Source organism: Sphingomonas sp. UNC305MFCol5.2 (genome assembly GCF_000712135.1).
Taxonomy (GTDB): domain Bacteria; phylum Pseudomonadota; class Alphaproteobacteria; order Sphingomonadales; family Sphingomonadaceae; genus Sphingomonas.
In genome coordinates, this window is record NZ_JOOE01000002.1 from 87748 (window position 1) to 104090 (window position 16343).

Sequence of the window (16343 nt, forward strand, 5' to 3'; positions counted from 1 at the left end):
CGCGGTGCTTCAGGGCATCGCGGGTTTCGCTAGTTCAGAAGCTTGCGGAGAGCTGCACGTACCAGGTCCGCGGCCGCGCGTAGATACGCTCCGCATAGCCGAGCGTCGCAAGCGAGGCATTTCCCTGGATCAGATAGCGCTCGTCGAACAAATTGGTGACCCCGCCGGTCAGCTCGTAGCGCTGCGAGAATTTCAGCGACAGCGACGCGTTGCCGACGAAATAGCCGTCTTCCTCGATCAGCGGGATGCTTCCCGTGATGAACGCGACCTTCGATTGATAGCTGCCGTCGAAACGGGGCGTCAGCACCGCATTGCCGCCGAGATCGAATTCCCATCCAATTCCGAAATTGGCCTGAAAATCGGGCGTCAGCGGCAGATCGTCGCCGGGCGCGACGGTCGCGGTCGCTCCGGGCACCGGCGTGATGCTCTGGATCTCGTCGTCCAGCTTGCTGGCACTGGCATTGACGATCAGGCCCCAGGGCGCGCGGTAATTCGCTTCCGCCTCGAGTCCCCGGATGCGCGCCTTGCCGGCGTTGAACAGCAGCGGCACCACGCCTTGCCGGAAAATCAGCTGGATATCGTCGTAATTGGCTTGAAATGCCGCGAGATTGAGCCGCAGCCGGCCGATATTGGTCTTCGCGCCGATCTCGTAGCTGGTGACGCTTTCCTCGTCGAAAGGCACCGGCAGATTGCCCGGCGGCGGGGCGTTATAGCGCGTGTTGAACCCGCCCGACTTGAAGCTGCGCGCATAGGAGGCATAGGTGCTGATCGCCTCGCTCCAGCGATACTGGACGCTGGCCGAGCCGGTGAGCGCGGAAAAGCTGCGCGTGAACGGACGGTTGTAGATGAACAAGGGCCCGCCTTGCGGGATCGCCAGCGTCGGCAGCGGGTCGGGATCGGGCAAGCTCGCTGGGAAGAGATTGAGGACGGTACCCCGGAAGGTCTTGCGATCGGTCGTGTAGCGCAGCCCGCCGGTCACCTCGAGCCCCTCGGCCGGTTTCAGGCTCACTTCGCCGAACGCAGCGACCGAGTCGGTCTTGAGCCGGGAGATCTGGAGATCGCGCGAGCCGCCGCGGCCCGCGAGGATCGAGGCGATCACCGGTGGCGATGGCGGGAATGCCAGCGGTACGGTCGCACGCTCGTCGGTGACTTCGTTGAAATAATATCCGCCGACAATCGCGCTCACGCTGCCCCAATCGAGCTGGAGCTGGACTTCCTGGCTGATCTGTTCGGATTGCGCGCCGACATCGGTGGTGATCAGCGTCAACGGCGTATTGTCGGCATCGCGGATGCCGCGCGAACTGGTGTTGCGATAGGCCGAGATGAGCTTCACCGCCGCGACGTCGGTCAGCCGGATGTTCGCCGTCGCGGCAAGCCCCCAGATTTCGGATCGGCTCATCACCGGCGCGGTGCCGCCGTTGACGAAGGGTCCGCGGATCTGGAGATCGTTCGCGCAGCGCGGATCGTTGATCATCGGCACGTTGGGCGGCCCGAAGCGCGGATTGCCGGGGGCGATCGGCGCGAAGGGAATCGTCGCGCCTGGGCATCCGGCGCCGACGCTCGCGATCGCCGCGACTGGGGCCTGCTCGTTGATGCCGGCGAACACGAAAGGCGCGCCATGCTCGTCACGCTTGCTGTAATCGCCGCGGACGAACAGGTCGAAGTCGGTCGACGGCTCCCATTTGATCGCGCCGTTGATCGAATAGCTGTTGTCGTTGCCCAGATCGAGGCCGTCATATTCGCGGATGACATAGCCGTCGCGCTTGCGAAACCCGCCCGACACACGCGCGGCCGCCGTGTCGCCCAGCGGGATGTTCAGCGCCGCGAAGCCTTCGACAAGGTCGTCGCTGCCGACGCGTACACGCGCACGACCGTTCCAGCTGCCCAGTTCGGGCTGACGCGTGCGTACCAGGATCGCGCCGCCGATGGTGTTGCGCCCGAACAAGGTTCCCTGCGGGCCGCGCAGAACCTCGACGCCGGCGATGTCGCCGAAATCGATCGCCCCGCCCACGGCGCGCCCGAGATAGACTTCGTCGAGATAGATGCCGACGCCGGGATCGACTGCCGCGGTCGGATCGACCTGGCCAACGCCGCGGATGAACACCACCGAGGACGCGCTGTTGCCCGACAGCTGGCCGGCCGGCTTGAATTGCAGGCTCGGCGTGATGCGTTCGAGATCCTGCGTCTGCACGATCTGCCGCTCCTCGAGCATTTCGGCGCTCAGCGCAGTGATGGCGACCGGCGTATCCTGCAGGCTCTCCTCGCGCCGCCGCGCAGTGACGACGATATCGTCGCCGGTGCTGCTGGCCTGACCATCTTCGGTACTGGCGACCTCTTGAGCGGCCGTGCCGGTTTGCGCCCATGCGGCAATCGGAAGGATTCCGCTCACCGGCGCCGCCAACGCCGCGATGCCACAAGCCAGGCGCGCGCGCGCCCGTCCGCCGAAACCAGCCATGCATCCATCCCCTTGGTCGGGATCTATCCGTCCCGTTGCAAGGTTCCCATCAGAATTAGTTCATGTCAATAACAGTTATGCCATGTACCTAATTCGACCTCGAAACGAGCTTGAGCATCAGGCGTGCCGGGCTCCTATCGCTCGGTGCTGACGCGCCGACGCGCCGGTGACAGCATTAGCTGTGGCTTTACTCTCGTCGCGGCTCAGGGCTGTATCTTCAGCATCACGGCCCCGTGGCCGGAAACCGTGGCGGAGTAGTGCCCCGCGACTGGCTTCAGGTCCTTGTGCCTCCAAAGGTCGCGGATGCTCGCCTTCAGCGTCATGGGGTAGCCAAGCGCCTCCCAGTCCACGGAAATCGTCTCTGGATGCTCGCCCCGGTTGAACAGCAACACCGCGCGTGCGCCGCCGGATAGCGGCTTCACCCAAACCTCACGGTTGCCGTCGCGGCTGACGCGCCGGCCCTGAACGCCGAGCACGTCTTGATTCACGGCGATGACGTCGCGATTGAGGAGGATTTCCCTGGTGGCTGCATCCATATTGGCGACGTCGTTACCGGCAATGAGCGGCGCTGCCATGATGGCCCAGAGCGAAAAGTGCGCGCGATATTGCGCGTCGGTCATCCCGCCATTGCCGACTTCCAGCATGTCGGGATCGTTCCAGTGACCTGGTCCGGCAAACGGCCAGAGCGGCTCGTTCATATCGAGGATGTTGAGCATCCCCCAGCTGTAGCCGTATTTTCCTTCCCATTTGTCGGTGATGTCCCCTGTGGTCCGCCACAGGTTACCGATCTTCTGCCCCCATAACCAAGGCTGGCTATTGCCCCATTCGCAAAGTGAGAACACGATATCGCGGCCGGTTGCGCGCAGCGCGTCGGCCATGAGCGCGTACGCCTCCTCCGCATTGCGCGTACCTGTGTTGCACCAATCATATTTAAGATAATCAACGCCCCAGCGAGCGTAGGTCAGCGCGTCCTGATATTCATGGCCCTGGCTGCCCGGCCGATCGCCGCAGGTCTTGCGTCCGGCATCGGAATAGATGCCGAACTTCAGCCCCCTTGAATGAATATAGTCCGCCAGCGCCTTGATCCCCGAAGGAAATTTGACAGAGTCGGCGGTTATGAATCCGTTCTCATCCCGCTGCCCGTGCCAGCAATCGTCGATCACGATATATCGATAACCGGCTTCCTTCATCCCATTGGAGGCCATCGCATTCGCCGTGCCGCGGATAATCTTCTCGTTCACATTGCACGCAAACTTGTTCCAGCTGTTCCATCCCATCGGCGGAGTCGGGGCGAGGCCGTTGGCAACGCGCTTCGGATTGTTCGATGACGCGAGCGTATTGGGATCCACCTCCTGCGCGAAGGCCGCAACGGCGGCATTGAGGAGAAGCGCCGCGGCCAGTGTGCCGAAGGCTGTTTTTCCGATCATGGGTGTTCCCTAAATAAACCCGGCCGCTAGCCGAACAGCTTTTGCTCGCGCGCGAAGTTGAGGAAGAGCGGCAACCACAGGCCGTCGGGGCTGCCCGGTCGGGGACTCACGCCGAAGCCGTGGCCGCCATGAGCAAACAGGTGCGTCTCGACGGTGATCCTGGCCGCGACCATGGCGTCACGCAGCCGCACCGTATTGGCCACGGGCACCGTGCCATCGTCTTCGGCATGCACAAGGAACGTCGGCGCCGCCGCCGCAGTGACATTGAGATCGGGCGACCACTCGCGGATCTGCGCTGCTGTCGGCTGTCCGCCGAACAGCGACGGCGCCACCCCACCATAAGCATAAGCGGGATCGGCGCTTTGCACTGGATAGATCGGCGCCGCCAGCAGAGGCCGGGCGCTGAGCTTGTCCGTAGCGTCGCTCGGTGTGGAGAACGGCGCCGAATGCCGCGTGGCGAGCGTCGCCGTCAGGAAGCCGCCGGCGCTGAAGCCCAGGACGCCCACTCGCGCCGGATCGAGTTGGAAGCGAGGAGCCTGGGCGCGGATGACGCGCATGGCGCGCTGTGCGTCGGCGGGACCGACGCTTGCCGGATCGCTCCACCCGTCCTGGGCCAGGCGGTAGATCAGCACGAAACAGGTGATGCCGGCGCGGTTCAGGATGTCCGCGATGTAATAGCCTTCGTGCTCGAAATAGTTCCAGGCGAAGCCGCCGCCCGGAATGATCAGCATGGCCGAGCCATTGGGCTGGGCGGCCGGGAAAGCGATCATACGCGGCCTCGAAATCCCCTTCGTGCGCCGGCTGCTATAGGCCGGGTCCGATGAAGACTGTTCGACAATCTCCGCCATGCCCGGATGCAGGGCGCCCGCCGGGGGATGCGGCCACAGCTCGATGGTCTCGCCCGGTCCCGTCGAACCAGGCCGCGCCCCCACCTTGGCCGCCGATCCCAAGCCAATCGCCGAGGCGCTCGCCAGGACCAAAGGAGATTTTACAAGATCGCGTCGTGAAAGGCTCACGGAAGGGTCTCCTTTTGCGTCCCGTCTGAAACGGGCTCCCGGCGATGTCCTCTCACTTCTTGCCGGCGCCCTCGAGCAAGGCGTCCAGGCCCTGCTGGTCCTTGACCGCATAGGTTTGGCGATTGATGAGGTCGCCCGTGTCCCAGAGGAACGGCATGATGCCGTTCGCCAGGGCCTTTTGGGTCACATATTTCATCCAATGCGCGCGCGACGCCAGATGCATGGTCATATCAAGCGGAGTGGAGCGTCTCGGCGCGCCATATTCGCCGAGCAACACCGGGATGCCCTTGCTCACGAACAGGCTGTTTGCCAGCGCCATGTGCTGATCGACCGTCTCCTCCTCGCCCCAGGTGGCGTTGCGGTCCGGCTCGATCGTCGAGTGATAGTCCTTGCCCCAATAATAGAACATTTTCCCCCAGCTCGCGTCCTCGGTGAGGATACAGAAATTGGGAGGGCTGTAGAAGTGCGGCTCGACCATCAGGCGGTTGGCCACCGTGTCGGTCGGCGTCTTCGTCCAGAGCGTTTTTGCCAGATCCGTGTTCGTGTTGGGCAATTGCAGCACCAGCGTGCGGTACGCGTTCCTGCCGCCGGTCGAGCGGACAGCGTCGATGAAAGTCTGGTGATAGGTGAACAGGACGTCCATCTGCGCCGCGGTGTCGCAACTCGGCTCGTTCGCACTGGCGAACATCAGGCGTTCGTCGAAATCGCGCAGATGCGTGGCGATCTGCTCCCAGAACGCCTTCTGCTTCGCGGCGACGGCATCCTTCTTGTCGACCGTGACATTCCTCTCGAGCCAGCCGCCGTCCCAATGGATATTGAGGAGGACGAGCATGTTCGCGTTGATGCAATATTGCACCACCTGCTTGACGCGATCGAGCCAGGTCGCGTCGATCTTCGCGGTCGTGGCGTTCGAATAGAAATCCCAGGAGCAAGGCAGCCGGATCGCATCGAAGCCGAGCGCCTTGTACTTGTCGACCAGGGCCTGGGTGATCATCGGGTTGCCCCAGATGGTCTCACCGCCGACCGCCTCTAGCGTGTTGCCGATATTGATACCGAGCCTTATGCGCGCGGCGATATCGACCGCAGTGCTGGTCATGCCCATCGGATCGGCCGGGGTCGGGCTGGTGTTGTAGCTTGGATACAGGCTGGCCGGACTCGGCGTAGGCGTCGGTGAGGGGGTGGGCGTCGGTGACGGAGTGGGCGTCGGGGAAGGCGGCGCCGACGCTGGTGTCGGATCGGCCGCACCTCCGGAACAGCCCGCGGCGACCAATGCAATCGTCGAAGCAAGAATTTGACGTCTCGCAACTTTCACGCGCGCTCTCCCTATCCCTCATCTTATTCTAAACGCCGCACATCCTCGGAGCACGGCGCCCTCGATCATAGGACAACGTTGTCTGTACCCGGCAAATTTCAGAGGCGCAACAGTTTTTTCGTATGTGAAAGTATATGTCGTTTTTGAAAAGATTTGCGAGCGTTAGTGAAGTGAATGCGAGGGGCGCCGCGCGCGGCGGTCAAACCGTCGCCTGAACCGAAATTCTCCGGGTCCCGTCGACTTCGGTTTCCCGCTGCGCTTCAGTGCGCGGCGCGCCTGATCTCCAATATCGTCACCGGGCTCCCGCGGGATTCTGTCGGGACGGCGAGCATCAATCCTCCGGCTTCGCGCCTCCATTCGACCCGGGCACCGGACAGATTCCGCACATCGAGGACGGCGCCGCTCAAAGGTATGCGCAGCTCTGCCGACGGCCAGCTCAGGACGTGAACGAAAATGCTGCGCCCCGACTGCGTGGTGCCATAGACTCCGTCCACCGGCTGCAAGGGCCCCGGTCGAGTTCCATAGATCGCCTTGCCGTACCGACGGAGCCAGGCCCCTACGCCCCGCAGCGTTTCCGCCTGTTTCGCGGGCACCACGCCGTCGGGATCCGGACTTACGTTGGCAAGAACGTTGCCGTTCCGCACGACTGCGTTGGCCAGCAACACGATGACTTCGTCCGCGCGCATCGTGTTGTCGTCGCGCGTATATCCCCAGGCGGACCGATTGATCGAAAAGGTCTTTTCCCAAGGCCGCGCGCGGATCGGCCCGGTGATCGGCGCCGCTCCCTCGGCCGTATCGAAATCGCCCTGCCAGCCGGATCGTGGGTTGATCACGATCTTCGGCTGATAGTGTCGGACCATGCGGTTGAGTTTGTCGGGCTCCCAGAACCACGCCGCGTCCGCGTCGGTTCCCTGGTGGGCCAGCCAGCCGCCATCCCACCAGAGGATGTCGATCTTCCCGTAGCCGCGCATCAATTCCTCGACCTGGCCATAGGTCTGCTGCTTCAGGAGCCGGGCATTATCCGGGAGCTCACGGGGGCGGAAATAGCCTGGAAAACGCCAGTCCAGGGGGGAATAATAGAGACCGACCCGCAGGCCATTGCGGCGAACGGCAGCGACGAAGGGAGCGATCAGATCGCGGTGGGCGGCCGAATGGACCGAGTCGTAGCGACGGTAGCTGGAGGGACTGTCGAAAAGCGAAAAACCGTCGTGGTGCCGGGCCGTCATCACCATGTAGCGGGCACCCCCTTCCCGCGCCAGCCTGGCCCAGGCATCCGGGTCATAATGCTGCGGATTGAACTGCGCCGCCAGCTTCGCATACTCCTCGGTCGGCACCTTGTCGTTGAACATGTGCCATTCGCCCTTCGCGGGAATGGCGTAGAGCCCCCAATGCACGAAGATCCCGAACTTGGCGTCGCGCCACCAGGCCATGTCCCGGTCGGGCAGCAGCAGGTCCGGAGCGAGCGTCGGATCGGCGTTCGCCTCCTTCGCCGCGGACCGTTGCTCGTCGGTCGTCTGGGCGCCGGCCACGCCGGGGAGCAGGAACGCGGCCGCGGCGCATAGCGCAAGGAGGCGCCGGATCAGGGCCATGCATTCTCGCGTCGCGCGGGCACCGGCGCAAAACATGATCGTCATCCACTTCATCAGGTTAGGGAAATCGTGAGCGGCCGTCCGTTATAGACAACCGACCTTGTAGCCGTCGCCGGCGCCGCGCCGGTTGCATTGCCGGCGCGCATCAAAGCGAGGTTCAATTGGCGACGCCGCACCATGCCGGGGAAGGAACCTCGGCGGCCCCCGATGCGCAAGGTCCCGGCCTTGTCATTCCAGGCCAGCTCGTAAGTGGCGCGCTGCCCCTTCTCGTAGGCATAGGTTTCGTTGTCGTCTTCGTAGATCGTGAAACGGGCATCCGCGCCGGGATAGATGCGGATCTCATAAGGCGCATCGGGGGCCTCGGTGGCGAATTGGACGATCGGGCCCATCGGCACGATCGATCCGGCCCGGACATAGAGCGGCAGCAGGTCGAGCGGCGCCTGACGCGATACGCGTTGACCGCCCTGGAAGCGTTCGTTGGTCCAGAAATCGAACCATTCCGAACCCGCAGGAAGGTAGGTTTCCATATTGAGGTCGATCGCCGGGTCCGTCGCCTTGAGTGCCGCGCGCTCTTTTGGCCGTCGCCACGCAAAGCGAAGACTGCGGTTGCCGGTGCCCTGGAAAAACTCGATCGTGATCGGCACTTGCTGCCCTTGGCGGAAGCGCTGGATCGTGGACCGGTACCGCTCTGCGCCATTCGCCCAGTCGTCGATGCGCTTTTGACCGTCGACGATCAGCCGGAAGCCATCGTCGCCGCTGAGCCCCAGTTCATATTCGCCATCCTCGGGCGCGATGAGGAAACCCTGCCACCGGACCGAGAAATTGTTGAGGCTGGCAAGGCCGCCCGGAATGTCGGCGAGCGGTGGATCCGGCCATGTGTGATCGATTTTCGCGTCGAGCACTTGCCCCTTTGCCGTCTCGAAGCCGGTCCCTTCATAATATTGGGCCGCCAGTCCTGCCTGGCCATCGGCGGTGCGCAGGAACTGGGACGGCACAGTTTGCGGCGGCGGCGGTTCGACATGGTACATTGCCCGCGTAACGGGATGGACGAGGAAGGCCGGCCCGAACATGAAGCTGTCGTCGATCGCGTCGGTCGCGCGATCGTCCGGGAAATCCATCATCAGCGGCCGCATCAAGGTGTAGCCGTCTGAGGTGACCTTCCAGCTCAGCCCATAGATATAGGGAAGCAGCCGGTAACGGAGGTGAACGCTGTTCAGCAGCGAAGCGTAGACCTGCGGGTCGAGGCTCTTGAAGATGTAGGGCTCGCGCTCGACGTCGGTGCCGTGGATCCGCATGATGGGGCTGAACGCGGAATATTGGAGCCAGCGCGCGAACAATTCGCGCCACGCGGGATTCTTCTCACCCCCCGGGAAAGCCGAAACGAAGAAGCCGCCCGTGTCGTGCGTCCAATAGGGATTGCCGGTGACGGTCACATTGACGCCGCCGGAAACCTGCTGCTGGAGGGTCTTCCAGCTCGCGAAAACATCGCCGCTCCAGGACGCTGCCGCCGTGCGTTGCGCTCCGGCCCAGGCAGAGCGGGTCAGGGTGAAGACGCGCTTGTCGCTCGTCGCGCGCTGCCCCTGATAGGTACCCAGCGTCGTCATCAGCGAATAGGGATTGAGATAGCGCGTGAAGTCGCCCAGCGCGTTCGCCCCGAGCGCTTTCGTATCGCGGATATTGTCGGCAGCGTTCCACATGGCACTGCTGACTTCGATCTCGGTGCCGTCCATCCACAGCGCATCGACACCCTTGTCGAGCAGCCCCGACTTGATGTGCTTGAAGTAGATGCGGCGCCCGAGCGGACTGTACGCGTCGTAGACGCGGGCCTTTTTTGAGATCCAGTGCAGCGGCTGGAAGCGCAGGCCATGCGCGTCCAGCTCGCGCGCAAGGGCGGTGTCGTTGCCGATCGACGGCCAGATGGAAACCATCAGCTTCATGTTGAGGCCGTGGACTTGCCGGATCATGCCGACCGGATCGGGATAACGGACCGGGTCCCAGGTCATCCCGCTCCAGCTGCCGTCCTTGTCGCTGCCCCAATATTGCCAGTCTTGTACGATGTAATCGAGCGGGAAGCGCTCCTCGCGGAAGGTTCGCGCGACCTCGAGCAAGCGCTCCTGTGTCTGGTAGCGCTCCTTGCTCATGAACAGGCCGAACGCCTGTTTCGGGTACATGGGCGCCTGGCCGGTGAGTGCACGATAGGCGCGGACGACATCGTCGGGCGTTTCGCCTGCCATGAAGTAATAATCGACGCCGCCGGGCGCACTCTCGGCCCACAAGGACGCGCCGTCGGGGCCGTCCCTGAACCGCATCTGCGAATAAGTGTCCCACAGGATGCCATACCGGCGGGACGACATCATCACGGGAATAATGATCCCGACATTGGTCTGTACGAGCAGCAGATCCTTACCGCGGCGGTTGCTGCTGTCGTCAGCGGTGAAACCGAAACCGTAGATCGCCTCTCCGGGATGAAGCGTCAGCGTGTTCTGCGCTTCATAGGTCGGCGCGGTCGAGATCAGGACTTTCTTGAGCGTCTGTGGAGCATGGGCTTGCTCGCTCGTGTAAAGCCGCCCCTGGCCATCGAAGAAGCGAAGCGCGCCGCTGGTCTTGTCGACCTCGATCCGCAGTTTCTGGCTGACGATCGCGAGCGTCGTGGGCGTCTCGCTGATCGAAAAGGGCACCGCCTGCGGCCGGCCGGTGACGACAAGGCCGGCAGCCGTCCAGTAATTCTCACCCAGCGTCGCATTCACGCGTACCGTGTCGGGTGCATAGAAGATTAGGTTCTTCGAAACGCCGTTGGCCCGAAACTGCACCCCTTCGCGCAGTTGCGTAAATGCGAAGTCGTTCTGCGGCAGTGCAACAGCTTGGAAATGGCCGTTCGCATCGAGACCGGTGGGAAGTGACGAAACAGGCTCCGCCACGCCCGCGAATACCGGGGCCGTGGCAAGAGCGGCAACGCCGCCAAGCAGCGTTCGCCGGCCGATCACCAGCGAGGGCGCCTTCCAGCACTCTGCTGTCCCTTCGATGTTCACGTCGTCTCTCCCTGTTCCACGGCGATCAGTATTTTGCGATCTACTCATCCGGAGGTCGTGGTAAGCGGGGCCTATTGGGGAGCCTTGCAGTGTCGGTCTATGAAATCCTGATGCGAAGTGACCGCCAGCGCCGAACGCATGATTTCTTCGCGGCGCAATTCCATACCCGTGCGAATCTGCTCCAGCGGATAGAGATCAGCCGATATGTTGTAGCGCGCTGGAACGGCACCGTTGCCCAACAGGATGGCGAGCCAACTCGGCTCCATATAGGATTCGGAATCGCCCAGCGCGATTTGCCCGCTCGCGTTCCAGACATCAAGCTTGTGCCGAAGGCTGTCGGGTATCTCCATTTCGCGGCACGCCGACCACAATGGCTCGGGACGACGCGACAGATAATAGTGCGCAATTATGAAGTCGCGGATGCGTTCGATTTCTTTCGTGGATAGCCGGTTATATTCGTCCCGCAGAACGGGATCGATGTTCTGTTGGGGGAAGTATTGCAGCAGCTTAAGAACCCCCATGACGATCAACTGTATTCCAGTTGATTCCAGGGGCTCGAGAAAGCTGGAGGCAAAACCGATCCCAACACAATTGCGGTTCCAGAACTGCTTGCGATGCCCGGACGTAAAGCGGAACAACCGCGGCTCGGCGAGCGGCTCCCCTTCGATACTGCCCAGCAAGGCGTCGCGCGCCGCGTCGTCGCTCCATAAATCGGAATTATAGACCATGCCATTGCCGGCGCGGTGTTGCAGCGGGATCGTCCAGCGCCAGCCCCCGGCGTGCGCGGTGGATCGCGTAAACGGCGTGGGCGCGCCAGCGCGTTTCGATGGCACCGCGATGGCGCTGTTGCAGAGCAACCAGTGCGACCAGTCGACAAAAGGCGTGTCCAACGCCTTTCCCAGCAACTCGGATGCAAAACCGGTGCAATCCAGGAAGAAGTCGCCGGGAACCCTATGGCCATTGGCAAGATGGATTGCGGTAATATTGCCTGACTCGCCATCCAGATCGCAGTGCGTCATCTTGCCTTCGACACGCTGCACGCCCAGTTCGGTTGCGACGTCACGCAGGTAGCGGGCGTATAATGCCGCGTCAAAATGATAGGCATGGTGATAGCGTGAATTCCGCGGGTCGCTCGGGGCGAAGTTGTTGTTTTTCGCCACGGCATAGGCAAACGAATAATCATCAATCGGATGATTATCGCCTGATTGTCGCATTCTCAGCCAATAATGGTGGGTCGACACCCCTTCAACCGGGTGACCATAGTCACTGAATGCGTGGAAATGCCGGTTTCCGGCAGTTCCCCAATCGCAGAATTCAATGCCCAGCTTGAACGTGCCCTGGGTGCTGCGAACAAAGTCGAATTCATCGATACCGAGCAAGGCGTTGCACTGCGCCAATATCGGAATCGTCGCCTCCCCGACGCCGATGATGCCGATTTCCTCTGATTCAACCAAAGTGACGCGCGCTTGTTGGCTATCAACCTTCTTGGCCAGCAGCGCAGCAGCTATCCATCCCGCCGCACCACCACCCAGAATGACAATATTCTGTTGAGGGCCGTCATTCATAAACATGCCTTCGATGGACAGACCCGTGCCGGGTCAACACGGCCGCAATGGTTTAACCAATATTCGAAAAGGGGAAGGGCACTTCTCGATGAAGCGCCCTCCCCCCGGTTCAGACCGTCAGAAACGCACCCGCATGGTGAGTTCGTAGCGCCGATCGCTGACGTTATGGTCGTACGGCTGGAACACGCCAGGCACGGGCTCCTGAAGGGTTTTCGAAACCGTATCGAGAATGTTGTTCGCATTGAACGAGACGGAAAGCTGTTCACTCAACTTGTAGTCGAAGCCCATATCCAGGTAACCGGCCGCCGCCATGTAGGCCGGAACCATGTTGTACACGGGACGGGAATGATCCGAGTCAAAGTTGGTCGGGCTGGTGTTGAGCGTGTAGGGATTGCCACCGCTCGTCGCGTACGACAGCGGATTGACATTGGTCGACAGCAACGCCTTGTCGCGCCAGTTGTACGCCAGGCGGAAATTGACCTTGCCACGGCTGTACAGCAACTGGACGTTGTAAGCCCATTTCGACAGTCCGGCGTAGGGGAGGTCAGGGTAGGTCTGCGGCACCGTGCCGTCCGGATTGAGCCCTCCGTTGGCCGTGGGCGGACTCAACACACTGTTGGCCTGCTGGGAAGGGTTGCTGCTGTCGATGTAGGTCAGGTTGGCTTCGATGCCCAACCCGCTGAGCACTCCCGGCAGGTGGTCGAAGAACTTGCGACCACCGATCTCAAATCCCTTGATATAGGCTCTCTCCGTCGCCGACTTGTTCTGCAGATAGAGCCACGGAAGATCCAGGGATGTCGGCGTCCCAACCGTGCTCTGCCCATTGTCGTACGCCATCGCCGGAACGGGAAGATTCTGGGCGATGAACGAATAGAACAGCGGGTGATCCTTGATCTGCTTGGCGAACAGATCGACGTAGAAGAAGCTGGACGACGACGGATAATATTCGAACGTCAGGTCTTCGCTGGTGATCATGGTCGGCTTCAGATTTGCGCCCCCGCCGTTGGAGACAAAACCCGTGAGAATCGAAGGTGCCAGCGAATTGGTAGGGTTGGGAAGTGTTCTGGCGCTGATAGAACCGCCCGCGCGAATGTCATTGAGATTGGGCGGAGCAGACGACAGCGATGCCGCGCCGCGAATCTTGAATTTGTCGGATACGTCGAACTTGATGTTGAACGAGGGAAGAACGCGCGTGTACTCATAGCTACGGGTCTGCATCGAATAAGCTCTGGTAAACCCATAGAGCGTCGGGAACACCGGCGACGAACCCGGCACACCCTGCTGCGCGTTGAAATATGCCGTAGAGTCCGCTTCGCTCAGCGCAAGGTTCGAGCTGTCGGGTGTTTGCAGCAGGCCGTTCGCCCGCAGGGAATCGTGGAATACGCGAACGCCGATATTGCCCGAGAACGCCGGAATGAATCCGATACCATCATGCGCGAACGTGGCCTGAACATAGGCAGCATGGTTGACGATGCGGCTTTCGGTCTTGTTCAGGCCCTGATCGATATTCGCCGTCCAATACTGATCCGCGGTACCGTTGGGGATCTGACCGTTATACGTCTTGAGCAAATGGTACCAGTCATAGCTCTGCATGAGCGATTGGCTGGGGACGAAAAGCTGTGCCGGAACAGCCGTCTTTCCGCCGAAGAAATTCGAGAAGCTGGAAACTTGATAATCCGACTGACGGACGTTTGGATTATTGAGATATTGAATGTTCCCCGGTCCATAAGTCGGGTCACCAAGATGGGGCCCCCAGGGATTCGACAGCCACGACTGACCCAGCGGCGCCCAATACGTCCCCACGAAATTGTCGTTTTCGGTGCGCTTGGCGGCACGGGCGCCAACAGTGATGTTGCGCAGGAATCCACCGTCGCTGACCCTGAACTCAACGTCGAGATGGCCGGCCAGCATCGTCCCTTTATTTTTGGGTTCATGATAGCCGAACTGGGCCAAGTACGCCTTGCCCTTATCGAGCATGCCGACGGTGGACAGGCCGGACACAACCGGCAGCGACCCCGTCAGGTCGACGTCCATCGAGCTGACCAGCGGGCTGGTCTGATTGAGGCCGACATACATGCTCTGCCCGGTCGCGCGGGAACTGACATATTGCACACCGCCACGCACCGCCACCCGGTCGCCAGGGGTCCAGACGAACTTCTGCGAAATATCCAGCGTGGAATTCTTGCTGTGCGATGTCGACGACCCGCCGCTGGGGTTCAGCGTGGCGGCGGGGCCGCATTGCGCCAGAACGGGAGCGTTCGCCGACCAGTCCCACTGAATCGACGACGCGGGAGCGCCATAGCTGGCACCGCAATCGATCTGGTACTGGGGGGGCAACCAGGAGGTGTGGGTGGTCGTGTTCCCAAACTCCACCGAATTGCCGGTGGATCCGACCGTGAGGCTTCCCCTGCGGAATGCGCCATTGGCATCATAGTCAACCGGCTTGCCGACTACGGGCATGACTGCAGCTGCCGCGGATGGGTTCGCCCCCACGGACCCGCTGTTCCCCTGGCTATCCTCGATATATTGGGAGAAGAACACGGTGTTGGTCAGCGTTAGGTTCGACGCCGGCGACCATTGAAGGGCCTGATAGGCGCCGTATCTGTCGCGCTTGCTTTGGTTAGTGCTCCAGTTGAACGAGCTGGGGACAAAGGCGAGACCATCGGCACGCGTGGAGGTCGGCGCGTACTGGGCGAACATGGCACCAACCTGCAGATTGCTGCTCTGCTGGTGCAGACGGCTGAAGGCGAAATCCCACAACACACCAATTTCGCCGATGCCGGTATCGAAGCGCGTGGAGAACAAGGCGGAGATGCGGGGCGAAGCCTTTTTCGCCTGGGTGCCATAGCTGCCACCCGCGGTAACGTTGAACTGCGTATCGCGGAAATCGAAGGGCAGATGCGTGCGAAGATCGATCGAGGACGTACCCCCTTCGATAATGTTGGGGCGCGCCGCCTTGTAAACATCGACCCCCGCCATCAACTCGGGCGTGACTTCGTTCCAGCTAATGGCGCTCGCGCCGTTGGCGCTGAACAGTTGCTGCCCGTTGAGCGTGCTCGAATTGAAGGGAAGGCCGCGCACGGTAACGCCCGTGCCTTCGATCTGGAACGCGGTATTGCCGCCGTTTGCCGAAACGAAACGCGAGATCGACACGCCCGGCACGCGCTGAAGAACTTCGGTGATCGAATTGTCGGGAAGCTTGCCTGCCTCGTCCGCGGTCACAGAGTCGACGATCGTGTCGGAGTTCTTCTTGATGGAAATCGCATCCGCCAGCGCCTTTCGGCGAGCCGTCACGACGATTTCGTCCAGTTCCGGACCTTCCGGCGATACCTCCTGATTGGCATCTTGCGCATATACGGGGTGCGCGACACCCGCTCCCGCCAAGGCGATCGCGCAACCGCTGACACTGACCAGAAATCTCTTCGCAAGCATATAAATCTCTCCCCATCGTTTTAATTCTCGGCGATAGGTCGTCCCAAAGGCTTCAGGCTCGACCCGGGGCACCTGACATCGTTGTCAGTCGCGGACGCCGAATTGCCGGCTTCACTGATGATTCATCGTGTTTCTGAGAGGCGGGGCCTCAGCATGCCCCTCTCCTCCTTCGCCCACCTATCTCGATGGGCCGATTTTACCCCCGACGCTTCGACCGACGGACAGATGCCGACGATACTCACATCCGATATTCGCTGAAGGACTTCGGTGGCGGAATCCGGGCAGCTTGCCCGCGCGCACCAACGTCCCGTTGGCGGCGATATAGCTGCTCGCGCATGCGAAATTCCGTCTGCAGCCTAGCGTCGTATTCCCGCTCATCCTCACCATTTCAGCAGCCTCCCCAGACTGATTCCTCGGAACCTCCGCAGGCGATTTGTAAGGCGCTAGCGCTTGTGCGCCCGGCGCGGCCTTTTTTCGTCCTGCAAAATGGCTTTTACCTGCAAAAATGTGAATTTCCT

8 protein-coding genes are annotated in these 16343 nt (G+C 61.7%); all 8 read right to left on the bottom strand.

The window, feature by feature from the left end:
• Window positions 1-34: 34 nt before the first annotated feature.
• Entirely contained in the window at window positions 35-2455 is a 2421-nt protein-coding gene (locus tag BR78_RS0107740) for a TonB-dependent receptor (protein WP_029936073.1), read from the bottom strand.
• Between the two features lie 203 nt (window positions 2456-2658).
• Complete coding sequence (locus BR78_RS0107745) at window positions 2659-3882, bottom strand: glycoside hydrolase family 27 protein (protein WP_029936076.1); 1224 nt, start codon at window positions 3880-3882, stop codon at window positions 2659-2661.
• Between the two features lie 26 nt (window positions 3883-3908).
• The gene (locus BR78_RS0107750; RefSeq protein WP_029936078.1) at window positions 3909-4898 is read right to left on the bottom strand and encodes an alpha/beta hydrolase; all 990 of its coding nucleotides are present in this window, start codon (window positions 4896-4898) and stop codon (window positions 3909-3911) included.
• A gap of 52 nt (window positions 4899-4950) precedes the next feature.
• Window positions 4951-5994, bottom strand: coding sequence for a glycoside hydrolase family 5 protein (locus tag BR78_RS0107755; protein ID WP_029936080.1), 1044 nt, complete (start codon window positions 5992-5994; stop codon window positions 4951-4953).
• A 476-nt stretch (window positions 5995-6470) separates the two neighbouring features.
• Window positions 6471-7853, bottom strand: a complete 1383-nt coding sequence (locus BR78_RS0107760) for an alpha-L-fucosidase (RefSeq protein ID WP_197021328.1) — start codon at window positions 7851-7853, stop codon at window positions 6471-6473.
• A complete protein-coding gene (locus BR78_RS0107765; protein WP_025559925.1) occupies window positions 7853-10828 on the bottom strand; it encodes a TIM-barrel domain-containing protein in 2976 nt (991 codons plus the stop codon). Before BR78_RS0107765 ends, BR78_RS0107760 begins: the two co-directional genes overlap by 1 nt.
• Window positions 10829-10899: 71 nt before the next feature.
• Complete coding sequence (locus BR78_RS0107770; protein ID WP_025559926.1) at window positions 10900-12393, bottom strand: tryptophan halogenase family protein; 1494 nt, start codon at window positions 12391-12393, stop codon at window positions 10900-10902.
• Window positions 12394-12510: 117 nt separating this feature from the next.
• Window positions 12511-15825: a TonB-dependent receptor gene (locus BR78_RS0107775; RefSeq protein WP_025559927.1), complete on the bottom strand. Its 3315-nt coding sequence runs from the start codon at window positions 15823-15825 to the stop codon at window positions 12511-12513.
• Window positions 15826-16343 lie beyond the last annotated feature (518 nt).